This is a genomic window from Streptomyces sp. DSM 106670, assembly GCF_055792845.1.
The window spans coordinates 925,533-947,881 of sequence record NZ_CM147704.1 but is presented as its reverse complement, the minus strand read 5'-3'; the positions used below and the strand labels follow the sequence as shown (position 1 = coordinate 947,881).

Here is a 22,349-nt window from a genome sequence, read left to right as displayed (position 1 = left end):
CGGACAGGGGGTTGTGGCGCACCGGTGGGGCCATTCGGCGGCAGCCGTGATGACGTGCGACGATGTGCGGCATGTCGCAGCAGTCCCCCGATCGGAGCACCGCCTCGCCGCCCGCACGCCCCGACGCCTCCATGTCGCTGCTGAACAACGTGATGGACCACAGCCTCGACGACGGTTACGCGGAGGCCTCGGCTCGGCGCAAGGCCGACGGGAGCGCGGGGCTGCCCCGTACGCTCAAATCGAAGCTCGGCCTGGCCGCCGGACTGGTGGTGGCCGCCCTCGTGGTCACCCTCGGCGCCGCCGAGGCGCGGATCGCGGCGCCGGTCGTCGCCAAGGAGCGCGAAGAGCTGATCGACCGGATCAACGCGGAGACACAGGCCGCGGACACGCTGGAGTCGGGTGTCGACGCGCTCCGCTCCGATGTGAGCGAACGTCAGCGCAAGGCCCTGGAGCAGCACGGCGGGGACCAGGGCGAGCTGGTGGCCCTGCTGGCCGGAGCGACTCCGGTGGAGGGCCCCGGGGTGAAGCTGGTCGTCGACGACGCGAAGAACACCGACCAGGGCGGCGGCGGGCCGCGCGAGTCGTCGGGCTTCGCCGACACCGGGCGGGTACGCGACCGGGACATGCAGCGGGTCGTCAACGGCCTCTGGGAATCCGGGGCCGAGGCCATCGCCATCAATGGGCAAAGGCTGACGGCACTGTCGGCCATCCGGGCCGCCGGGGACGCCATACTGGTCGACAACAGGCCGCTCGTACCGCCGTACACGGTGCTCGCGGTGGGGGACGGGAAGAAGCTCGCGACCGCCTTCCGGGACAGCGCCGACGGCCAGTACCTGCAGGCGCTCAAGGAGAGCTTCGACATCCGCACCAGCATCTCCGATCAGGCGAAGGTGCAGCTTCCGGCCGCGCCGAGCCTGATCGTCCGTACAGCAGAGCCGAAGGCCGCCGGCAGTGGTGCGGCAGACACAGGGAAGGGCACATCGTGATCGCCGTACTGGGCCTCGTCGTGGGAGTCGTGGTCGGACTGTTGGTCCGGCCCGAGGTACCGGCGGTGGTCGAGCCCTACCTGCCGATCGCGGTGGTCGCCGCGCTCGACGCCGTGTTCGGCGGTCTGCGGGCCATGCTCGACGGAATCTTCGTCGACAAGGTCTTCGTGGTCTCCTTCCTCTCCAATGTGGTGGTGGCCGCGCTGATCGTCTTCCTCGGCGACAAACTGGGTGTCGGCGCTCAGCTCTCCACGGGTGTGGTGGTCGTGCTCGGCATCCGGATCTTCTCCAACGCCGCCGCGATCCGCCGGCACGTCTTCCGGGCTTGAGGCCGATGAACAACGACGAGAACCCCCGCAGCGAACAGCCCGAGGGCGGCGCGTCCGCTGTCCCGGACGCTCCAGCGCCGCCGCCCGCGGCCGAGGAGGCGTCCGGTCGCCAACGGCTCAAGGCGGGGCTCTGGCCGCCCCGGCTGAGCCGGGCGCAACTCATCGTCGCCGTGCTGCTGTTCGGGCTCGGTCTGGGGCTCGCCATCCAGGTGCGGTCGACCAGCGACGACGGTGCGCTGCGAGGCGCCCGGCAGGAGGACCTGGTCCGCATCCTCGACGAGGTCGACGACCGGACCCAGCGGCTGGAGGACGAGAAGCAGCGCCTGGACGATCAGCGCGCGGAGCTGGAGAACAGCTCCGACCAGGCCGAGGAGGCCCGGAAGCAGACGCTGGAGAAGGAACGGCAGCTCGGCATCCTCGCGGGCACCGTGGCGGCCAAGGGCCCCGGCATCACCTTGACGATCACCGACCCCTCGGGGGCGGTCGCGCCCGACATGCTGCTCGACGCCATCCAGGAACTGCGGGCGGCGGGCGCCGAGGCGATCGAGGTCAACGGGGTACGGGTGGTGGCCAACACCTACTTCTCCGGTGACGCGGGTGATGTCCGGGTGGACGGGAAGAAGATCGAAGCACCGTACGAGTTCACGGTGATCGGCAAGCCGCAGGATCTGGAGCCCGCCCTCAACATCCCCGGCGGTGTGGTCCAGACGCTGGAGAAGGAGCAGGCCACGGTGCTGGTGGAGCGGTCCGACGACATCGTCGTCGATGCCTTGCGACCGGCGCAGCGGCCTGACTACGCTCGGTCGTCGTCCCCGTGAGCCGGGCGAGCGTGAGGGCCGGTGGAGCGGGTCGGACGGTTGCGGGGGGTCGGCGCACCGGATTGGTGGTGCGTGGTGGAAACTGTCGGGTGGATACGGACGTTGTGAAGATGTCCGGGTCGGCAGGTGTGTTCATTCAGGGTTCGTCCTGCCCCACGGGCGGGTCTATGTCGGTCAAGGGGAATCGCCCGTGAAGTTGTTTGCGAAGTTGTTCGGGAAGAGTGCACGCGAGGACAGCAACAGTGCTGCCCGCCACCGCGCGCCGCGCCACGGTCAGGGCGAGGAGCAGGAGGCGGAGCGCCCGCTCTTCCGCGACGAGGTGTCCGGCGCCCCGGGTGGTGACGGCGTGTCGTCTGTTGACCCTGCCGGTGCCGGACGCATAGGTTTCGGCGAATCATCAGCCTCGAGTGCGGGTGGAGGGTTCACCCCGGAGGGCTCGTCGATGCCGGTCTGTACGAGGTGCGGTCACCGTAACGCGGAGGCCAGCAGGTTCTGTTCCAACTGCGGCGCGCCGCTGCGGGGCGGCGTTCCCGAGCGCCCCTCGGAGACGACGTCCACGATCTCCATCTCCGGTCTCGAGGCGTACGAGGCGGAGGCCACGGGCCAGACGGCTCTGCCCTCGCTCTCGCCGGAGGCCCAGGCCGCGGTCGACGCGCTGCCCGGAGGCTCGGCCCTGCTGGTCGTACGGCGCGGCCCGAATTCCGGCAGCCGCTTCCTGCTCGACAGCGACCTGACCACGGCCGGCCGTCACCCGCAGAGCGACATCTTTCTCGATGATGTGACCGTGTCGCGGCGTCATGTGGAGTTCCGCAGGAGCCCGGACGGTAGCTTCACCGTGGGCGATGTCGGCAGCCTCAACGGCACCTACGTCAACCGTGAGCGCATCGATTCGGTCCAGCTGTCCAACGGCGACGAAGTCCAGATCGGAAAGTACCGCCTGGTCTTCTATGCGAGCCCGCGGGGCGTGTGACCAGCCCCGGAATCCGTCCGGGGGGACCCCCAGGAAGGCCCATGCTGCGAACACCGACAGGCGGTGCCGGCCACGGCACCGCCACCGCGGAAGCGCGCCCGATGAGCATCGGAACGGTGCTCATCCAGCTGCGCGACGAGTTTCCCGAAGTCACCATCTCCAAGATCCGGTTCCTGGAGGCCGAGGGGCTCATCGAGCCGCAGCGCACGCCTTCCGGATACCGGAAGTTCGCTCCGCGTGATGTGGAGCGGCTGGCGCAGGTGCTCCGCATGCAGCGGGACCACTACCTGCCGCTGAAGGTCATCCGGGAGCACCTGGACGCCCTGGCCCGGGGCGAGCAGCCCGTCCTGCCCACGCCCGGCGACCGGCGGGATCTCGCCGACGGGGTGTGGGAAGGCGGTCCCGGCGCGGCGACCGCCGCCCGGATCGGGCGGGCCGAGCTGCTCGCCGCGGCCGAGGTCGACGAGGACCGGCTGGCCGAATGGGAGTCCTACGGGCTCATCGTCCCGGCTCCCGAGGGCGGCTACGACGCCGAGATGGTGACCGTCGCCAAGCTGGTGGCGGATCTGGGGCGTTTCGGTCTGGAACCGCGGCATCTTCGCGCCATGCGGGCCTCCGCCGACCGGGAGGCGGGGCTGGTGGAGCAGCTGGTAGCGCCCCTGCGCCGGCACCGTAATCCGCAGACCAGAGCCCATGCCGAGGCCACCGCGAACGAGCTCGCCGAGCTGTCCGTACGGCTGCACGCGGCACTCGTGCAGAGCGCTCTGCGCAGCCGTCTGCACTGAGCTCGGCGGAGCCCGACTACCCAAACATGGCGAGCACGTCCTAGGGTTGCTGTGTGAACGAGCTCGACGTTGTCGGTGTCCGGGTGGAAATGCCCTCCAACCAACCGATCGTTCTCCTGCGCGAAGTGGGAGGCGACCGGTACCTCCCCATTTGGATCGGTCCTGGAGAGGCGACCGCGATCGCCTTCGCCCAGCAGGGCATGGCTCCGGCCAGGCCGCTGACCCATGACCTGTTCAAGGATGTGCTCGAGGCCGTGGGCCAGGAGCTCACCGAAGTCCGGATCACGGACCTTCGCGAAGGGGTCTTCTACGCGGAGCTCGTCTTCGCCAGCGGAGTCGAGGTGAGCGCCCGGCCCTCCGACGCCATAGCGCTCGCCCTGCGGACCGGCACGCCGATCTACGGCAGTGACGGCGTGCTGGACGATGCGGGCATCGCGATCCCCGACGAGCAGGAGGACGAGGTGGAGAAGTTCCGCGAATTCCTCGACCAGATCTCTCCGGAGGACTTCGGTACGAACAGTCAGTGACCGTCCCGCGGGGGTGCCGTCAGCGCATCCGACAAGCCTTTCCCGGAAACGAGACACGGGAAACCACCCTCAGGGTGATTATCACTCGGCGTGCCGAGTGTGGCGATCGTTGACGCACCCCGAGTGACTGCCTACCTTCGAGTGGGCAGGTCAAGGACGGAGGTCGGCGTGAGAAGCAGCGGCGACGGTACGGCGGCGGGTGGGCCGTATCCGCAGCACGGCAGTGGAGCCGACCACGCCATCAGGCAGCCGGTTCAACCGGCAGCGGTGGCAGCGGGCGGCGTGGCAGCGGCGAGCGATGCCGACGACATCGGCTATCGCGGACCTACGGCGTGCGCGGCGGCGGGGATCACCTACCGCCAGCTGGACTACTGGGCGCGTACGGGGCTGGTCGAGCCCAGTGTGCGCCCGGCCTACGGGTCGGGGACGCAGCGTCTCTACAGTTTCCGGGACGTGGTCCTCCTCAAGATCGTCAAGCGGTTCCTGGACACCGGGGTCGCTCTGCAGAACATCCGCACCACGGTCCAGCATCTGCGGGCCCGTGGCTTCCAGGACCTCGAACGCATGACGCTGATGAGCGACGGGGCCACGGTCTACGAATGCTCCTCGCCCGACGAGGTCGTCAGCCTGCTCCAGGGCGGGCAGGGGGTCTTCGGGATCGCCGTCGGCGTCGTCTGGCGGGATGTGGAGGCGGCGCTCTCGCAGCTGCACGGCGAGCGGGTCGACACCGGCGAGACGCTCGTCGGCCACAACCCCGCGGACGAGCTGGCGCGGCGGCGTAACCGCGCCGGCTGAGCACCGGTCGACGATCGGGACGACGAACAGCACGCAACGGGACGGTCCGGCGCTCGCAGGAGCGGCGGACCGTCCCGTTGTCAGTGCCGTAGGGCAGCATCGACGGTGTGAGACCCGCGCCCACCATCCTCCACCTGGACATGGACGCCTTCTACGCGTCGGCGGAGCAGGCGGCCAAGCCGAGCCTGCGCGGCAAGGCGGTCGTGGTGGGCGGCCTCGGCCCGCGCGGGGTGGTCGCCACCGCTTCGTACGAGGCCCGGCGCCTGGGTGTGCACTCGGCGATGCCCACCGCGCAGGCCCGGCGGCTCGCGCCGAACGCGGCCTACCTGGTGCCCCGCTTCTCGCTGTACCGGACCGTGAGCGACCAGGTGATGGAGCTGCTCGGGCGGCTGTCGCCCCTGGTGGAGCCGCTCAGCCTGGATGAGGCCTTCGTGGACCTGGAGGCCGGTGGCACGGCTGACGACACGGCGTCGGCCCGGGCGACGGGGGAGGGGCTGAGGGCGGCCATCCGGGCGGTGACCGGGCTCAGCGGATCGGTCGGACTGGCCGGTTCCAAGATGCTCGCCAAGATCGCCTCCGAGGAGGCCAAGCCCGACGGGCTGCTCGTCATCGAACCGGGCACCGAACGCGAGCTGCTCGCCCCGATGTCCGTCCGCATCCTGCCGGGGGTCGGCCCGGCCACCGGGGACCATCTCAGACGCGCGGGCATGACCACCGTCCACGACCTGGCCGAGGCGGGCGAGGCGGAGCTCGTACGGCTGGTCGGCAAGGCTCACGGCCACGGGCTCTACCGGATGGCGCTGGGGCTCGACGACCGGCCGGTGGTCGCCGAGCGGGACGCCAAGTCCGTATCGGTGGAGGACACCTTCGACGTGGACCTGCACGACCGGGTGCGGGTGCGTGCCGAGGTGGAGCGGCTGGCCGTCCGGTGCGTGGAACGGCTCCGCGCCGCCGACCGCTCGGGCCGCACGGTGGTGCTGAAGGTGCGCCGCTACGACTTCTCCACGCTGACCCGCTCCGAGACCCTCAGAGGCCCCACGGACGACCCCACGGTGGTCCGTGAGGCGGCGGGGCGGCTGCTGGAGTCGGTCGACACCACGGGAGGCGTACGGCTGCTCGGGGTCGGCGTCACGGGGCTCGCCGACTACACCCAGGAGGACCTGTTCGCCCAGGCCGCCGACGCCCGGGAGCTCGCGCAGCGGGCCGAGGAGCACCGGGCTCCGGCCGAGAAGGACGGCGGCGAGGAGACCGCCCCGGAGCCCGAGCCGGACAGCGCGGAACTGCTCGCCGCCCGGCGCTGGCCCGCCGGACACGATGTGCGCCACGAGGAGCACGGGCACGGCTGGGTGCAGGGCAGCGGCGTCGGCCGGGTCACCGTCCGGTTCGAGGAACCATGGAGCGCCCCCGGCCGGGTCCTCACGTTCCGCGTCGACGATCCGCGGCTGCGGCCCGCCGATCCGCTGCCGCTCGTCCGCGAGCCGGCCGACTACTCCTCCTGGCCGGCCAGCCTGCCGAAGTCCCGGTCGGACGCCGGATCCGCCGCGTCCTCAGGGGGCGGGGAGTCCAGCCCGTAATGCCGGTAGAGCTGCAGTTCCTGCTCGGGCGAGAGGTGCCGTCCGACGCCGAAGTCCGGCGCGCCCTTGATCAACGCGCGGTCGAACGGGACGCGGAGCGCGTCGTCGACGAACTCGCTCGGTTCCAGCGGGACGAAGGCGTCCCTGCTGAACAGGCCGGTACGGACGGCCGCCCACTCGGGCACGCCCGTCGCATCGTCGAGATAGACTTCATCCACCGTTCCGATCTTGGCGCCCTTGCGATCGAATGCCTTGCGGCCGATCAGGCGGCGCGGATCGATATCGGTCTCCACGGTGCCTCCCACTGGTCGCAACTGCTCAGGGTGGACCCGGTCGCTCCACCAGGACCACACAAGTGCAGATCCGTGGTGTCGGCCACTCGAGAGCTCCGGCACGAAGCCCGCTGGTAGGCTGGCAGTGGCTGCTGACCCCGTGCGGGAGAGTCCTCCGGTGCAGAATCCGGAGGCGCCGAAGGAGCAAATCCTCCCCGGAATCTCTCAGGCCCCCGTACCGCACGGTTGAGGTCACTCTGGAAAGCAGGGCGGTTCCGTGCGGGCGCAGGCCCAGGCGGATTCGACCCTCACCGACGGTGAAAGCCGGTACGCCTCCGGGCGGGCCGGTGAAGCTCTCAGGTTGAGATGACAGAGGGGGAGGCCGTTCGGGCACCCGCGCCGTGGTGCCCCTCGCAGGTCGTGACAGACCAGGAGGCCTCCACCATGACCCCCCGTCGCACTCCGCTCTCCCAGCTGGAGCAGGGCATTCCGTTCGAGCAGCGCCACATAGGGCCCGACGCCGGAGCCCAGGCGAAGATGCTCGCCCAGGTCGGCTACGGCTCCCTCGACGAGCTCACCGCCGCCGCGGTGCCCGACGTGATCAAGAGCGCGGAGGCCCTGAACCTTCCGTCGGCGCGCACCGAGGCGGAGGTGCTGGCAGAGCTGCGCTCGCTGGCCGACCGCAACCAGGTGCTGGCCCCGATGATCGGCCTCGGCTACTACGGCACCTTCACGCCGCCCGTCATCCTGCGCAACGTCATGGAGAACCCCGCGTGGTACACGGCCTACACGCCGTACCAGCCGGAGATCTCCCAGGGCCGACTCGAAGCCCTCCTGAACTTCCAGACGATGGTCGCCGAGCTGACCGGGCTGCCCACCTCCGGCGCCTCCCTGCTCGACGAGGGCACCGCGGCCGCCGAGGCGATGGCCCTGTCCCGGCGCGTCGGCAAGGTCAAGAAGGGCGTCTTCCTGGTCGACGCCGACACCCTGCCCCAGACCGTCGCGGTCATCGAGACCCGCGCCGAGCCCACCGGCGTCGAGGTCGTCGTCGCCGACCTGAGCGACGGCATCCCCGCCGGGATCGCCGAGCGCGGCGTCTTCGGCGTCCTGCTCCAGTACCCGGGCGCCTCCGGGGCCGTGCGCGCCATCGAACCCGTCATCGAGCAGGCCCACGAGCTCGGCGCGATCGTCACCGTCGCCGCCGACCTGCTGGCCCTCACGCTGCTCACCTCGCCCGGCGCGCTCGGCGCCGACATCGCGGTCGGCACCACCCAGCGCTTCGGCGTCCCGATGGGCTTCGGCGGCCCGCACGCCGGCTTCATGGCGGTCCGCGAGAAGTTCGCCCGCTCCCTGCCCGGCCGCCTCGTCGGCGTCTCCGTCGACGCCGACGGCAACAAGGCCTACCGCCTGGCCCTCCAGACCCGCGAGCAGCACATCCGCCGCGAGAAGGCCACCAGCAACATCTGTACCGCGCAGGTGCTGCTCGCCGTCATGGCCGGGATGTACGCGGTCTACCACGGCCCCGAGGGGCTGCGGACGATCGCCCGGCGCACCCACCGCTTCGCCGCGATCCTGGCCGACGGTCTGCGCACGGCCGGCGCCGAGGTCGTGCACGGCGCGTTCTTCGACACCCTGACCGTGCGCGTCCCCGGCAAGGCCGCGGACATCGTCGCGGACGCCCGGGAGCGCGGGGTCAACCTCCGCCTCGTCGACGCCGACCACGTCTCCGTCGCCTGCGACGAGACCACCACCCGTGCGCAGATCTCCGCCGTCTGGGCCGCCTTCGGCGCCGAGGGCGACATCGAGGCGCTGGACGCCACGGTCGCCGACGCGCTGCCGGAGGCGCTGCTGCGCTCGGACGATATCCTGACCCACCCGGTCTTCCACCAGCACCGGTCCGAGACCGCGATGCTGCGCTACCTGCGCAAGCTCGCCGACCGCGACTACGCGCTGGACCGCGGCATGATCCCGCTCGGCTCCTGCACCATGAAGCTGAACGCGACCGCCGAGATGGAGTCGATCACCTGGCCCGAGTTCGGCGCACTGCACCCCTTCGCCCCGGCCGAGCAGGCGCAGGGCTTCCTCACCCTCATCCGTGAGCTGGAGGAGCGCCTGGCCGAGGTCACCGGCTACGACGCCGTCTCCATCCAGCCCAACGCCGGTTCCCAGGGCGAGTTCGCGGGTCTGCTGGCCGTCCGTGCGTACCACCGGGCCAACGGCGACGACCAGCGCACCGTCTGTCTCATCCCGTCCTCCGCCCACGGCACCAACGCCGCCAGCGCCGTCATGGCGGGCATGAAGGTCGTCGTGGTGAAGACCGCCGACGACGGCGAGGTCGACATCGCGGACCTGCGCGCCAAGATCGAGCAGCACCGCGACGAACTGGCCGTGCTCATGATCACCTACCCGTCCACGCACGGGGTGTTCGAGGAGCACGTCGCCGACATCTGCGGCGAGGTGCACGACGCGGGCGGCCAGGTCTACGTCGACGGCGCCAACCTCAACGCGCTGGTCGGGCTCGCCAAGCCCGGCAAGTTCGGCGGCGACGTCTCGCACCTGAACCTGCACAAGACCTTCTGCATCCCGCACGGCGGCGGCGGCCCCGGCGTCGGCCCGGTCGGCGTCCGCGCGCACCTCGCCCCGTACCTCCCCAACCACCCCCTCCAGCCCGCCGCGGGCCCGGAGACCGGTGTGGGCCCGATCTCGGCCGCCCCGTGGGGCTCGGCGGGCATTCTGCCGATCTCGTGGGCGTACGTCCGTCTGATGGGCGGCGAGGGCCTCAAGCGGGCCACGCAGGTCGCCGTGCTGGCCGCGAACTACATCGCCAAGCGCCTGGAGCCGCACTTCCCGATCCTGTACAACGGCCCGGCCGGACTGGTCGCGCACGAGTGCATCGTGGACCTGCGCCCGATCTCCAAGGCGACCGGCGTCTCCATCGACGACGTGGCCAAGCGCCTGATCGACTACGGCTTCCACTCGCCGACCATGTCGTTCCCGGTGGCCGGCACGCTGATGATCGAGCCGACGGAGAGCGAGGACCTCGCGGAGCTCGACCGGTTCTGCGACACCATGATCGCGATCCGCGCCGAGATCGAGAAGGTCGCATCGGGGGAGTGGAGCAAGGACGACAACCCGCTGGCCAACGCCCCGCACACCGCGGCCGCGCTCGGCGGCGACTGGGAGCACGGCTACAGCCGTGAGGAGGCCGTCTTCCCGGCCGGGGTGTCCGCCGCGGACAAGTACTGGCCGCCGGTGCGCCGGATCGACGGGGCCTTCGGCGACCGCAACCTGGTCTGCTCCTGCCCGCCGCTGGACGCGTACGACGACTGAGACCGCCTGTCGCGGGGCGTGCGCCGTGAGCGGCGTACGCCCGGACATGCGTCGGGGCCGGTGCGGAGATCTCTCCGGGCCGGCCCCTTTTCTTCGTACGAGTGTTTCGTACGGCCGCTCTCAGGCGGCCTTCACCACGCGGCCGGCTGCCAGCGGCCGGTGCGGGGCGATGATCTGCCCGTCGGGCAGCAGTTCGCCGGTGTCCTCGAAGAGCAGGACGCCGTTGCACAGGAGGCTCCACCCCTGTTCGGGATGGTGGGCCGTCAGGCGGGCGGCCTCCCGGTCGGGTGAATCGGCGGTGGGGCAGGGTGGCTGGTGCTGGCACATGGATGGGTTCTTTCGCTGCGTCGAGTCGAGTGTCCTGCGGCTGGATGAGTTGTTCATGGCCGCCCCCGTATCAGTCGGTCCGGTCCCAGTGTTGCCCTACGGGGAAGAATCCGCAGGGATTTCGCTGCAGCACCCGTACTCCTCCCATGACGCATCACCCGCGCGGACGGTTCACCGCAACTGCACTGTCCCTTTGGGTGGTTCGGGGTGGCCGGATGGGGCTAGTCCGAGTGGGCAGCACACCGCCCCCGCAGTGATCCCCTCCGCCGGTGTGCGGGCGGACGGGGGTCGCTGCGGGGGCGGTGTGCCGGGAACGGCGCCGGTCAGGCCGAGCTGAGGAGCGGCCCGGGGGCCACGCGCAGCGAGATGACGGGCAGCAGATCGGCGACCCGGTGCGGGCGGTGGGCGGCGATGCCCGGCGGGGCCGGCGCCAGGGGCACCAGGACGTCCGTCGGCGCGAGCACCCCGCCGGCGGGATCGGCCTCGGTGTCGCCGTGCAGCCAGAGGGTGAGCATGTACAGCTCCGGGATGGACAGCAGCCGCGCCTGGCAGGCGGGGGCCGACGCCTCGGCCTGCCGGACGGCCAGCTCGGTCGAGGCGAGGTAGGGCCCCTCGAAGAAGTGCGAGAACGTCCAGCCGTCGGGGGTGAGCACCGTGTCCGCCGCGGCGATCGCGCGGCCTTCGCTCCGGATCAGGAAACGCCAGGCCGCGAGGCGTGTCAGCGGTGCTGTCCTGGCGGGAGTGATCCGGTCCAGCACATGGACGGGAAGCGGTAGTTCGGGGCTCAGCGGTCCCTGGACGGACCGCAGGGCGGACGTTTTGGCCTCGCGGACGGCGGTGGGAGAACCGAGGGCCGCGAGAACGCTGCGCAGGGCGGGCGCGGGAGCCGAGGGAACATGCAGCGGCATAGTGGGTCGCCTCTCACTTCGGAGACACGGTGGAGCTTGGGCGGGTGCAGACGGCGCTGTCGGCATGCGGGCATGCGGGCCGGAGACGGCCGGTGACGGGCGAGTCGTATCGATTCTCTGCCTCGTTGAGCGGAGTTTATATGACGCATGTTCACACAGTGTTTCCGCTAGCAGCCGCTGATATGTCGCACAAGGCGTCATCCGGCCTTCGAATCGCGGTATTCCTGGTGATTTGAGCCCGTGTTGTCGACGCTCACCTGGCGTCCTTCCGGCAGTGCGGTCGGCCGAAACTCGTCGGTGTTTCCGCCACGCATGCTCCGGCCGAAAATGCGGGGAGCCGCATGCCGCGGGAATGTGCCCCCGGTCTCCTTCAACCAGACTATCGGGTATCGGAGGCCCGTGGGGGCGTTACGGATCACTCCCACTGGGCATTATCGATCGTGATGCGAGCGGCCTGGGCCGCGGGCCGCCCACTGGAGGAGGGACCCCTAGATGGGGGAGAAGGTCGTGGCGGAAGCCGTTGACCTGTCCGATCGACAGGCCTACCGCACCAAGCTCAACCAGTGCCTGGAGGCGCTGGGCAGACTCCTGGCGGAGCGGAGGTTCGACCGTCCGCGGAACCTGATGGGGCTGGAGATAGAGCTGAATCTCGCGGGATCCGACGGGTTGCCCCGGATGATGAATCAGCAAGTACTCCAGCGCATCGCGAGCCGGGATTTCCAGACCGAACTGGGGATGTTCAATCTCGAAGTGAATATCGTCCCGCACCGCCTCGGCGGCCGGGTATTCGATCAGCTCTCGGAGGAGTTGCGGACCGGTCTCGCCTATGCCCACCGCAAGGCGGGGGAGGTGGACGCGGGGATCGTGATGATCGGAATCCTGCCCACCCTGGGCGAGCACGACGTGGTGTCCGCGAATCTCTCGGACGTGGACCGCTACACCCTGCTCAACGATCAAATGGCGGCCGCCCGGGGGGAGGATTTCGCCCTGGATATCGAAGGCGTCGAGCGATTGGTCTGCACCTCGCCCTCGATCGCCCCGGAATCGGCCTGCACCTCGGTCCAGCTGCACCTCCAGGTGACGCCCGCCCGGTTCGCCGACGTGTGGAACGCCGCCCAGGCGATCACCGGCGTCCAGATCGCGCTGGGCGCCAACGCCCCCTTCCTCTTCGGCAAGGAGCTGTGGCGGGAGTCCCGGCCGCCGCTGTTCCAGCAGGCCACCGACGTACGGCCGCCGGAGCTGGCGAACCAGGGCGTGCGCCCCAGGACCTGGTTCGGCGAGCGCTGGATCGGCTCGGCCCAGGAGCTCTTCGAGGAGAACCTGCGCTACTTCCCGCCGCTGCTGCCGATCTGCGACGACGAGGACCCGCTGAAGGTGCTGGACGAGGGCGGGGTGCCCGAGCTGGCCGAGCTGGTGCTGCACAACGGCACCGTCTACCGCTGGAACCGCCCGGTGTACGGGATCGCCGACGGCGTCCCGCATCTGCGGGTGGAGAACCGGGTGCTGCCCGCCGGGCCGACGGTCACCGATGTGATCGCCAACGCCGCCTTCTACTACGGGCTCGTACGGGCGCTCGCCGAGGAGTCCCGGCCGGTGTGGAGCAGGCTGCCGTTCGAGGCCGCCGAGGAGAACTTCACCGAGGCCTGCCGGCACGGCATCGAGGCCGAGCTGCTCTGGCCCCGGCCGGGCCGCTCCGGCGGGCTGGCCAGGATCCCCGCCGTACAGCTGGTGCTGGAGGAACTGCTGCCGCTGGCCGCCGCGGGGCTGGACGCCTGGCACATCGAGCCCGCGGACCGGGACCGCTATCTCGGGGTGATCGAGGAGCGCTGCAAACGGCGCGTCAACGGGGCCTCCTGGCAGGTGGCCACGTACCGCCGGGCCCTGGACGCCGGGCTCGGACGGGACGCTGCGCTCGCGGCGACCACCCGCCGCTATGCGGAGCTGATGCACGCGGGGGAGCCGGTGCACACCTGGCCGGTAGGTTTCCCGGCGCCCTGACGCGGGGCGCCGGACGCGCCGCGCGGGGGCCTGTCGGCCGGTCACTCCTGTGCGGCGCGTCCGTTCTGCCCCGCCGCCATGATGGCCTGCAGGATCACCGCCTGGATCTCCGCCGGGTCGCTCACCTCGTAGCCGTCGCCGCCGGTGATCCGCGCGATCTCGGCGACCTCGTCGCGGTCGGCGTCCGGGCCCACCGCGATGGCGATGACCGGGACGGGCCGCTCCGGATCGACCAGTTCCTTCAGCTCGGCGATGAGCCCGGTCCGCGAGATGCTGTTCTCGTCCTGGTTGGAGCCGTCGGTGAGGATCACCAGGGCGTTGAACTTGCCCTTCCGATACGTCGACCGGGCCTCCTTGTACGAGGCCAGCGTCGTGTCGTACAGCCCGGTCGCACCGCCCGGCACCGGCTGCAGGGCCGCGAACGCGGCCGTGAGCTTCTCCCGGTGGGTCCCGCCGCCCTTCACCGGGTCGCCGAGCCGCTTCGTGGGCATGAGCCGCCGGTAGTCCTTGTCGCCGTCCAGCGTGGTGGCGAACTCCCACAGCCCGATCTCGTCGTTCGGGGTGAACTGGCCCAGCGCCTGGATCAGCGACTCCTTGGTGACGTCCATCCTGGACTGGCCCCGGCCCGGAACGAGTGTCGCCATGGAGCCGGAGGCGTCGACCACCGTGGTCAGCCGGGCGCTCTGCACGGTGATGGTCCACATTCCCAGCGTCTCCTGGAGCACCTTCGCCGACGGCGCCTCGGCGGCCTGTTCGGCGTACGGCTGGGGCTTTCGGCCGCCCGCCGCCGCGACGAGGGAGTCCTCCGCGGTCCCGTCGCCGGCCCGGAACCCGTGCTCGGCGAACGTGGCCCGCGCCTCCCGGTCGCCCAGCAGATTCATGAAGCGCAGGGCCGCACGGGACTCCGCGGTGCTCAGCCGTGCCTCGTTCACCAGCGTGTACGGGTAGTCCAGCAGCGGCGTGCCGTCCTCCGGGTAGAAGAGATCCAGTTTGCCCCCGCCGGTCGCCTCCGCGTTGTGCGTGAAGGCCGACTGCTCGGAGATCAGGACCGCCTGGTTGCGCTTCGGGTTGCCCTCCTCGGCCCCTGACGTGCTGCGCGCCAGGGTCTCCAGCACCTGCGCGTCGCTGTCCGACATCCGCTCGGCGAGCACCTTCGCGGTCTGGGCGAGCCGGGTGTCGCTGTCCCCGCCCTGCCGCGCGGACGAGGCGCCGATGCCGGTGAGCGCCAGCAGGCCGGTGGCGCTGCGCGCCGGGTCCGCCGCACCGAGGCGCACCCGGTCGGAACCGAGTGCCGCCGCGACCAACTCGGCCCAGGAGTACGTCTTTTCGGGCCAGCCCAGGGTTCGTGAGGCGGACGGCACCATGGCCAGGGCCACCGGCGACGAGGCCACCGAGTCGGACGGGGAGACGGGAATGCCCTCGCCCAGCCCCTTGGCCCGCTCCAGCCACAGGTCGGAGTCGGGCAGCCAGACCTGGAAGTCGGGTTCCACGCCCCCGGCGAGCGCCTCGGCGACCTTGTGCGAATCGCGGGCCAGCACCTCCACCGCGAGGCAGCGGCCGTCGGCCCTCACCTCGTCCGCGCGGACCTGCTCGGCCACGGAGCGTACGGCGGGGGCGATGTCCGGGGAGGCGACCACGGTCAGCTGGACGGTGGAGTCCCCGCAGGGCCCGGAGAACGACAACAGGCCGCCCTTGACCGCCACCGCCCCTCCCGCCGCCACGGCGAGGACGAGCACAGTGGCGATGGCGACCGTGCGACGCCGGCGCCGGGGGCTTTGGTGGTCCCGGCGTCCTTCCGCCGCGTGGTCGTCGGGCAAGCTATGACGTCCCATGTCGGTGGTGCCCCTCCTTGAGGATGAAACAAGGAAAGGGGGACCGCGCCATCAGCGATGGCGGTCGTCCCCCGGCCTGTCGCGCATGATCTTCGTACGTGCATTCGAGACACTAGCGGGACGGTTGGCGGGATGAGACGCGATTGCAGAACAAAAGGCAGGTGTGCAGGTGGAGGCCGGGCGCGTGGCTGATTCTTTTCCCCAAGAGGCCGTGTCACGAAGGATCTTGCGGTCCGAGGTGGTACTGGTCCTGGCGCTCTCGCTGGGCGCCAGTGCACTCTCCTCCCTCATCAGTTTTGTCGGATCACTGACGAAACCGGGAGGACTGAAGGACCAGGCGGCGAAGCTCAACGGTTCGTACGCTCCGGACCGCCCATGGCTTGATCTGTCCTGGCAAATGTTCGGAATCGCAACGGCGCTGGTGCCGGTCGCGCTGGTCGCGCATCTGCTGATCCGGGAGGGAACGGGCCTGCGGGCCATCGGCTTCGACCGGGCCAGGCCCTGGTTCGACCTCGGGCGGGGAACCCTGGTCGCGGCCGGCATCGGCAGCGCCGGACTGGCCTTCTACCTCGTGGCGCACGCCACCGGATTCAGCCTGACGGTCGTCCCGGAGTCCCTGCCCGAGGTCTGGTGGAAGTACCCCGTACTGATCCTCTCGGCGATCCAGAACTCCGTGGTCGAGGAGGTCATCGTCGTCGGCTATCTGCTGCGCAGACTCGGGCAGTTGGGCTGGACCCCGATGGCGGCCCTGGTGGCCAGCTCCGTGCTGCGCGGTTCGTACCACCTGTACCAGGGGATCGGCGGCTTCATCGGCAACGTGGTGATGGGCGTCGTCTTCGTCCTGCTCTACCGGCGCTGGGGCCGGGTGGGCCCGCTGGTCGTCGCGCACGCGCTCCTGGACATCGGGGCGTTCGTCGGATACGCGCTGCTCGCGGGCCGGGTCGGCTGGCTGCCCACGCTCTGAGCGGGTGCGGTGCGGTGAGGGGGCGGAAGGGGTGCGCCGGGATTCGGCGCACCCCGGTGGGGCCGTCGGTCAGAGCGCGGTGAGCAGTTCGCCGTCGATCACCGTGACCGCGCTGCCGGTCAGCAGGGTGCGCTCGCCGCGCAGCGCGGTGCGGACCAGGCCCGAGCGGGCGGAGGCCTGGAGTCCGGTGAGGTCGTCGCGGCCGAGGCGGGCCGACCAGAAGGGGGCCAGCGCGGTGTGGGCGCTGCCGGTGACCGGGTCCTCGTCGATGCCGACGCCCGGGAAGAAGCCGCGCGAGACGTAGTCGTAGCCCCGGGCGGGGTCCTCGGCCTCGGCGGTGGCGATGACGCCGCGCCGGGAGTGGGCCACCAGCGCGGCGAAGTCCGGGGCGAGCGCCCGTACGGTCGCCTCGTCGCGAAGCTCGACGAGCAGGTCCCCGACGTACTCGCCGGTGTCGTGCACCGAGACGGGGTCGGCCCCGAGGGCGTCGGCGAGACCGTACGGCACCGGCTCCTCGGCCAGTGGGGAGGTCGGGAAGTCGAGGGTCAGGGAGCCGTCCGGGTGCGCGGTCGCGGTCAGGATCCCGCAGCGCGCGGCGAACCGTACCGGGCCCGTGGCCAGGCCCGTGGTGTGCAGGACATGGGCGGTGGCGAGCGTCGCGTGCCCGCACATGTCCACCTCGGCGGTCGGGGTGAACCAGCGCAGCGCCCAGTCGGCCGTGCCGCCCGGCGGCAGCGGGTGGGCGAAGGCCGTCTCGGAGAGGTTGACCTCGGCGGCGATCTCCGAGAGGCGTTCGGCGGCCGGGAACGCGCCGCTCTCCAGCAGCAGCACGCCGGCGGGGTTTCCGGAGAAGGGGCGGTCGGTGAACGCGTCGACGATGCGAATCCTCATGGGTCGACCGTAGGGCGGCGGCGCGGAACTCGGCCAAGGCCAATTCCGGGTGTCTGGCCCCTGCCCGCCCCTGTCGGCGCGCCGCGCACCCGCGACTCCTGGAGCCGAGGGTCCCGCAGCGGGGTCACCCCTCGGCGGTACGCCCCGGCCCCGGCTCGACCGGCGTACGGCCGGGGCGGGTGTCGAGCGACCAGGTGTGCGTACAGCCGGGGCACTGCAGATGCACGACCGGACCGTTGTTGGAGATCAGATAGCGCCAGTGCTCGCCGCAGGTGCGACGGTCCGCGCAGGTCGCGCAGTGCCGGGCGTCGTCGCAGGCGGGGCAGGCCAGCCAGGCGCGGCGGGCGATGTCCGCCTGCGGATCAATGGGCAGCCGCACGGCCCGGGTCCTCGTCCGGCAGGACACCGGCGGCCACCAGCCGGTCGTAGGTGCGCTGCTGATCGGCGTCCAGGCCCGAGTAGAGCAGGGCGTAGGCCTCGTTCTCGCTGCGGAGGGCGGCCACCGGATCCCAGTCGGGCCCCAGCGCGGCGACGACCTCGGCCCGGCGCCGGGCTTCCTCGAAGGTCAGGTCGATGGTGAAGGGGGTGAGCTCGGCTGTCCCGTCCTGATGCAGGGGTGCGTTCATGGCTGCGCTTCCGGTGTGGGGGGTGAATCCTCACCATCTGTACCAGGGGTCCGCGGCGGCAGGGAAGGGTGACCTAAGTCGCCCGGTGGAGCCTCGGTCCCGCAGCCCCGGGGACGCGTCCTCGGATCGGTGGGCGAGGACGGGGTGTTGTCCGTACGGAGGTGCTCACGGCGGCCCGGCAGGGCGCGCGGCCTTGTGGCGCACGTCATAGCGTGAGCCTCCGTCCCAGGCGTACGAGCGGGGAGGCCGCCATGACGGCCGGGGACAGCATCATGCCCGCGGCTGCCACCAGAAGCCCGGCACGCAGCCCCCACTCCTGCGCGAGGATGCCGCCGAGCAGCGAGCCGAGCGGGGTGAGGCCCATACCGACGAAGGTGATCGTCGCGGCCGCGCGCCCCTGCATCCCGTCGGGCGTGACGGCCTGCCGTACCGACATGACCGTGACGTTCACCAGCTGGCTGAAGGCCCCGAACACGAAGTTGACGGCAAGGAGCGCGAGGACCGTCGCGGTCGATGAGCCGTGCAGTGCCGGTACGCACAGCAGCGCGCCGTTGCCGAGCACCGCCGCCGACACGAGCACCGCACCGTGGCCGAACCGCCCCGGCAGCCGTGCGGCCAGGACCGAGCCCAGGAGCGCACCCGGCCCGGTCGCCGCGAGGGCGAGACCGACGGTGGCGCCCGGCAGCTGCAGTTCGCGCGGGAGGAAGAGGAGGTAGACGGTCATCGTGGCCGCGAGGGAGAACTGGAAGGCGGCCGAGGCGAGGCACACGGCCCGCAGCCAGGGGTTTCCGGCGACGAAGCGGAGGCCCTCGTGGATCCGGTGCCGGATCCGAGGGGCGCGCTCCGGCTGCTCTCCGCGTACCGGAGGCACTGCTTCGTGTCGGCGGATCCGCCGCAGGGACAGGAACGACACCGCGAAGAACAGCGCGCCGGAGGCGGTGGCGACCGGCGCCGACAGCAGGGACACCAGCGCACCACCGAGCGCGGGACCACCGATCTGCGCGGCGGACCGGCTGCCTTCCAGCGCGCTGTTGCCCCGCACGAGCTGATCGCGCCGCACCATCCGTACGAGGGAGGCCTGGTAGGCCACGTCGAAGAGCACGGACAGGGCCCCGACGGTGAACGCCACCACGAACAGCGCGGGCAGGCCGAGCAGTCCGAGGAGTCCGGCCACGGCTGCCGCGCCCAGCGCCACGGCGCGGCCGGCGTCGGTGAGCACCATCACGGTGCGGGCCCGCCACCGGTCCACCCACGCACCCGCGAGGAGCGAGAGCAGCAGGACCGGCGCCTGCCCCACGGCGCGGAGGACGCCCAACTGGCGCTCGGGGGCGTCGAGCGTCAGGACGGCGAAGAGCGGCAGCACGACGAGTGTGGTGTGTTCGCCGAGCTGGGAGGCCGTCTGGCCCACCCAGAGCCTGCGGAAGTCGGCGTCCCGCCACAGGAAAGGGGCGGGGGAGGGAGAAGGGGAAGGAGGAGAAGCAGGGGACTGCACGGAAGCCTCTGGGGTCGCCGGAAACGAGAACCACCGCCCGGCGCGCAGAGCACGCCGGGCATCGGGCGGAAAAGGGCTCGCTGTGCCGCGACTTCAGAGGCAGCACGCGATGACGGGCCGGTCTCGGCCTACGACGTCAACGCGCGCTCGGACGACCGGGCATGTCTCTCCGCCTTCCCCGCTCCGTGGCTCACTCGTCGCCCCGAACGCTAGCGCTCGGCGGGCCGGGGCGACAGGCGATTACCGACGACCGCAGGCGACCGTAGGCGGCCACAGGCGACTACGGGTGTCCGCAGGCGACTACGGGCGACTACGGGCGACTACGGGTGAGTACGGGCGTACGAGGCCGCATCACGCGACGGCGGTGCCCTCCACCTCCACCAGCTGGCCGGGGACCGCGAGTCGCGTCACCCCGAGCAGGGTGCTGGCCGGCGCCACCCCGGCCGCGCCCAACCGCCCCGCCAGCACGCCGTAGTGCCGGAGGAGCAGATCGACGTCGGTCGTGTACACGTTGAGCCGGACGAGGTTCGCGAGCGACATGCCGGCCTCGCCTAGCACGGCCTCCAGGTTGTCGGTGCTCAGCGCCAACTGCGCCGCCATATCGCCGTCGTGCAGAGGCTTGCCGTCGTCGCTCATCGCGGTCTGCCCCGAGATGTACAGGGTCCGGGTCTGCCCGGAGACGACCTCACCCTGGTTGAACCCCAGGTCCACCGACCAGGTCACCGGGTTGACGGCTGTTCGTTCCACGGCCACTTCAGCTCCATTCGGTTCATTCGATACGCGGTAGCTGCCTGCTCGGGCGGCGACCGCGGGTTCGATGTCGTGCCGAGGAGCCTCCCAATCAAAGACGACACCCTTGGTCATGTATTTCGCTACGGTTCCCGCATGCGCGCCGACCGACTGGTCTCCCTGGTACTGCTGTTGCGTCAGCGCGGCCGGCTGACCGCGGACACACTGGCCCGCGAGCTGGAGGTGTCCACCCGTACCGTGCTGCGCGACATCGAGGCGCTGTCCGCGGCAGGCGTTCCGGTCTACGCCGAACGCGGCCGGCACGGCGGGTTCGCGTTGCTGCCCGGTTTCCGGACCGAGCTCACGGGGCTGAACCACGACGAGGCCCTCGCCCTGCTGGCCGCCGGATCGGGGCGCGGGGAGCAGGTGTTCGGCCTCGGGGCGGCGCTGGCCTCGGCGATGCGGAAGGTCGTCGACGCGTTGCCCGAAAGTCATCAGGCCACCGCGGGCGACGCGGCCCGGCGGTTCCTCGTCGACCCGGAGACCGATCTGCTCTCACGCCGGACCGCCGCCGACGAGGTGCCCGGCGCCACCATGGTCGAGGTCCGCCGGGCCGTCCTCGCCGGGCACAAGCTGCGCATCCGTTACGCGGCCACGGGGCAGGGGCCGCGGTGGCGCACGGTGGACCCGATCGGCCTGGTCACCGTACGGGACCGGGGCTATCTGCTGGCCACGAGATCCGGCGAGGACCGCACCTACCGGCTGTCGCGGGTGCTGGCCGCCGAGGAGCTGCCCGAACCGGCACAGCGGCCGGACCGGGTCGATCTGGACCGGATCTGGCGGGAACGTTCCGCGCGGTTCCTCGCCGACGACCACCTCACCGTGCTGGTACGGGTGAACCCGGTGCGGCGCGAGGAGCTGCTCGGCACCGTGCTGGCCGTCCGCGCGGAAGCCCCCGACGCGGACGGCTGGCCGAGGCTGGAGGTCACCTTCCAGGACTCACGGCACGCCGAATGGGCCCTGTGGCAGCTCGGCACGGACGCGGAAGCCCTGGCCCCGCAGTCGCTGCGCAACGCCCTGCGGGACCGGGCCGCCACGGTCGCCGCCCGCTACGGAGAGGTATCCCGGGAGCCCTTCCGCCCGGGCGGACCCTGATACTCCGCCGGGTCGGGTCGGCCCGCTGGCCCGCTGGCCCGTGTCGCCGGACCTGGACCGGAGGCCGATGGCCGATGTCCTGCGCCCTGTGTCCTACGTCCGTTCCGTGGTGGGCGGCGCCTGCGGTGTGCCGGGCGGAGGCACGTCGAGAACGCGGGAGAGGGCGGCCATCAGGGGAGCGGAGTGGCCGGGCAGGTGCTCGGAGACCCAGTCGGCCGCCGCCGCGAGGAACCCGGTCAGGTCGCGCTCGACGTCGGCGAGCAGACGGCGGAGCTCGGTGACCGACAGGTCGATCACCGGGCTGTCGGTCCGGTCAGTGTCGACGGTCAGGCGGACGGTGTCGCCGAGGCGTTCGGCCAGCGACGACTGAGGCTCGTGGCCGTACCCGATTCCGCCCCCGCAGTCGGCGACCACGTACCAGTCCCGCCAGTCCTCCAGCCCGTCGCAGCAGCCGGGCGAGAAGACGACGCCCGTGGCGGTGTCCGTGACCCGCAGGCCGCCCGCGGCGTAGAGGTTGTCGAGATGCAGCAGTCCGTGCAGGAAGCCGCCGACGGGGTCGGCCGGCCGGGGCGGCAGTTCTCCGTCGTCCGCGGGGTCGACGTCATTGCACGCGGCGATGCGCATGAGAGCTGTCCCCACCTCGGCGGGCGAGAGGTCACCGCCGAGCGGCAGGAAGCCGAACCGTTCGGTCTCCACGACGGGCCAGAGGTCGAAGCCGTCAGGGGTGTTCATCTCCAGAACGGGCCGCATCACGATCATCCGGCGAAGTATTCCCATCCCCGGAAGCGAAGGAAAGGGAAGCGAGGGGACGGCAAGAGAGGCGAGAGAGCCGAGGGCCGCTGACCGATCGGGAGAAACAGGTGCCGCAACTGGTCGCGAACGGCCACCCGAATCGCGATGCGGCCACGGCGCTGTTCATCGGCGACGCGAGCGTCAAGACCCATCTGCAGCACATCTACGACAAGCTCCGCGTCCGCGTCCGCGACCGGGCCTCGGCGGTGGCCGAGGGCTACCGCCGCCACCTGCTCACGTAGCGCCTCC

The 22,349-nt window shown here is 71.3% G+C and carries 23 protein-coding genes and 1 riboswitch; of the genes, 13 read left to right on the top strand and 10 right to left on the bottom strand.

Going from position 1 to position 22,349, the window contains the following annotated elements:
* The first annotated feature begins 71 nt into the window (after positions 1-71).
* The 8 genes from ACSMXR_RS04015 (at position 72) to ACSMXR_RS03980 (ending at position 6,784) form a co-directional block, all read left to right on the top strand.
* Positions 72-986: a DUF881 domain-containing protein gene (locus ACSMXR_RS04015; protein ID WP_473171249.1), complete on the top strand. Its 915-nt coding sequence runs from the start codon at positions 72-74 to the stop codon at positions 984-986.
* A complete protein-coding gene (locus ACSMXR_RS04010) occupies positions 983-1,315 on the top strand; it encodes a small basic family protein (protein WP_003970459.1) in 333 nt (110 codons plus the stop codon). The genes ACSMXR_RS04015 and ACSMXR_RS04010 overlap by 4 nt, the downstream gene beginning before the upstream one ends.
* Before the next feature lie 5 nt (positions 1,316-1,320).
* Entirely contained in the window at positions 1,321-2,133 is an 813-nt protein-coding gene (locus ACSMXR_RS04005) for a DUF881 domain-containing protein (protein WP_381910179.1), read from the top strand.
* A gap of 190 nt (positions 2,134-2,323) precedes the next feature.
* A complete protein-coding gene (locus ACSMXR_RS04000; RefSeq protein ID WP_137231360.1) occupies positions 2,324-3,103 on the top strand; it encodes an FHA domain-containing protein in 780 nt (259 codons plus the stop codon).
* Positions 3,104-3,144: 41 nt separating this feature from the next.
* Positions 3,145-3,888 (top strand): transcriptional regulator FtsR, encoded by a 744-nt coding sequence (ftsR, locus tag ACSMXR_RS03995; protein WP_030081118.1) that lies wholly within the window; start codon positions 3,145-3,147, stop codon positions 3,886-3,888.
* Positions 3,889-3,941: 53 nt separating this feature from the next.
* Complete coding sequence (locus tag ACSMXR_RS03990) at positions 3,942-4,415, top strand: bifunctional nuclease family protein (protein WP_006123076.1); 474 nt, start codon at positions 3,942-3,944, stop codon at positions 4,413-4,415.
* Positions 4,416-4,583: 168 nt separating this feature from the next.
* Positions 4,584-5,210, top strand: coding sequence for a MerR family transcriptional regulator (locus ACSMXR_RS03985; protein WP_030081121.1), 627 nt, complete (start codon positions 4,584-4,586; stop codon positions 5,208-5,210).
* A 107-nt stretch (positions 5,211-5,317) separates the two neighbouring features.
* Positions 5,318-6,784 carry a DNA polymerase IV gene (locus ACSMXR_RS03980; protein WP_137231362.1) on the top strand — a complete coding sequence of 489 codons (1,467 nt, stop codon included), beginning with the start codon at positions 5,318-5,320 and terminating at the stop codon, positions 6,782-6,784.
* Here the strand turns inward: ACSMXR_RS03980 and ACSMXR_RS03975 are convergent.
* Positions 6,697-7,077, bottom strand: coding sequence for a PRC-barrel domain-containing protein (locus ACSMXR_RS03975; RefSeq protein ID WP_086778760.1), 381 nt, complete (start codon positions 7,075-7,077; stop codon positions 6,697-6,699). The two genes, ACSMXR_RS03980 and ACSMXR_RS03975, sit on opposite strands and share 88 nt — an antisense overlap.
* A gap of 132 nt (positions 7,078-7,209) precedes the next feature.
* Positions 7,210-7,307: riboswitch (glycine riboswitch) on the top strand.
* A gap of 193 nt (positions 7,308-7,500) precedes the next feature.
* On the opposite strand from ACSMXR_RS03975, the gene gcvP reads away from it, so the two are divergent.
* Positions 7,501-10,386, top strand: coding sequence for an aminomethyl-transferring glycine dehydrogenase (gcvP, locus tag ACSMXR_RS03970; RefSeq protein WP_137231363.1), 2,886 nt, complete (start codon positions 7,501-7,503; stop codon positions 10,384-10,386).
* 120 nt (positions 10,387-10,506) lie between these two features.
* Here gcvP and ACSMXR_RS03965 read toward each other — a convergent pair whose 3' ends face one another.
* Together ACSMXR_RS03965 and ACSMXR_RS03960 are read right to left on the bottom strand one after the other, a co-directional pair.
* On the bottom strand, positions 10,507-10,713 hold the full coding sequence (locus ACSMXR_RS03965; protein ID WP_007452228.1) for a DUF5999 family protein: 207 nt from the start codon (positions 10,711-10,713) through the stop codon (positions 10,507-10,509).
* Between the two features lie 323 nt (positions 10,714-11,036).
* On the bottom strand, positions 11,037-11,621 hold the full coding sequence (locus ACSMXR_RS03960; RefSeq protein ID WP_218526820.1) for a hypothetical protein: 585 nt from the start codon (positions 11,619-11,621) through the stop codon (positions 11,037-11,039).
* 492 nt (positions 11,622-12,113) lie between these two features.
* Between ACSMXR_RS03960 and ACSMXR_RS03955 the strand changes: the two genes are divergently transcribed.
* On the top strand, positions 12,114-13,619 hold the full coding sequence (locus tag ACSMXR_RS03955; RefSeq protein ID WP_473171248.1) for a glutamate-cysteine ligase family protein: 1,506 nt from the start codon (positions 12,114-12,116) through the stop codon (positions 13,617-13,619).
* Positions 13,620-13,660: 41 nt separating this feature from the next.
* Here ACSMXR_RS03955 and ACSMXR_RS03950 read toward each other — a convergent pair whose 3' ends face one another.
* Entirely contained in the window at positions 13,661-15,451 is a 1,791-nt protein-coding gene (locus ACSMXR_RS03950) for a substrate-binding and VWA domain-containing protein (protein ID WP_473171247.1), read from the bottom strand.
* A gap of 163 nt (positions 15,452-15,614) precedes the next feature.
* Between ACSMXR_RS03950 and ACSMXR_RS03945 the strand changes: the two genes are divergently transcribed.
* Entirely contained in the window at positions 15,615-16,415 is an 801-nt protein-coding gene (locus tag ACSMXR_RS03945) for a CPBP family intramembrane glutamic endopeptidase (protein WP_449657955.1), read from the top strand.
* A 69-nt stretch (positions 16,416-16,484) separates the two neighbouring features.
* Here the strand turns inward: ACSMXR_RS03945 and ACSMXR_RS03940 are convergent, their stop codons facing one another.
* The 5 genes from ACSMXR_RS03940 to ACSMXR_RS03920 all read right to left on the bottom strand — a co-directional run bounded on the left by ACSMXR_RS03940 (position 16,485) and on the right by ACSMXR_RS03920 (position 20,171).
* Positions 16,485-17,306 carry a PhzF family phenazine biosynthesis protein gene (locus ACSMXR_RS03940; protein ID WP_137231367.1) on the bottom strand — a complete coding sequence of 274 codons (822 nt, stop codon included), beginning with the start codon at positions 17,304-17,306 and terminating at the stop codon, positions 16,485-16,487.
* 124 nt (positions 17,307-17,430) lie between these two features.
* Positions 17,431-17,685: a hypothetical protein gene (locus ACSMXR_RS03935; protein ID WP_218526822.1), complete on the bottom strand. Its 255-nt coding sequence runs from the start codon at positions 17,683-17,685 to the stop codon at positions 17,431-17,433.
* A complete protein-coding gene (locus ACSMXR_RS03930; protein ID WP_240805871.1) occupies positions 17,669-17,932 on the bottom strand; it encodes a DUF6400 family protein in 264 nt (87 codons plus the stop codon). The genes ACSMXR_RS03935 and ACSMXR_RS03930 overlap by 17 nt, the downstream gene beginning before the upstream one ends.
* Positions 17,933-18,137: 205 nt before the next feature.
* The gene (locus ACSMXR_RS03925; RefSeq protein ID WP_473172336.1) at positions 18,138-19,373 is read right to left on the bottom strand and encodes an MFS transporter; all 1,236 of its coding nucleotides are present in this window, start codon (positions 19,371-19,373) and stop codon (positions 18,138-18,140) included.
* Between the two features lie 402 nt (positions 19,374-19,775).
* Positions 19,776-20,171 carry a RidA family protein gene (locus ACSMXR_RS03920; protein WP_137231370.1) on the bottom strand — a complete coding sequence of 132 codons (396 nt, stop codon included), beginning with the start codon at positions 20,169-20,171 and terminating at the stop codon, positions 19,776-19,778.
* 138 nt (positions 20,172-20,309) lie between these two features.
* Here ACSMXR_RS03920 and ACSMXR_RS03915 point away from each other — a divergent pair, with 138 nt between their 5' ends.
* On the top strand, positions 20,310-21,308 hold the full coding sequence (locus ACSMXR_RS03915) for a helix-turn-helix transcriptional regulator (protein ID WP_364886142.1): 999 nt from the start codon (positions 20,310-20,312) through the stop codon (positions 21,306-21,308).
* Between the two features lie 93 nt (positions 21,309-21,401).
* On the opposite strand, the gene ACSMXR_RS03910 is transcribed toward ACSMXR_RS03915, so the two are convergent.
* A complete protein-coding gene (locus ACSMXR_RS03910) occupies positions 21,402-22,085 on the bottom strand; it encodes a hypothetical protein (RefSeq protein WP_473171246.1) in 684 nt (227 codons plus the stop codon).
* Positions 22,086-22,147: 62 nt separating this feature from the next.
* Here ACSMXR_RS03910 and ACSMXR_RS03905 point away from each other — a divergent pair, with 62 nt between their 5' ends.
* The gene (locus ACSMXR_RS03905; protein ID WP_381910481.1) at positions 22,148-22,342 is read left to right on the top strand and encodes a response regulator transcription factor; all 195 of its coding nucleotides are present in this window, start codon (positions 22,148-22,150) and stop codon (positions 22,340-22,342) included.
* Positions 22,343-22,349 lie beyond the last annotated feature (7 nt).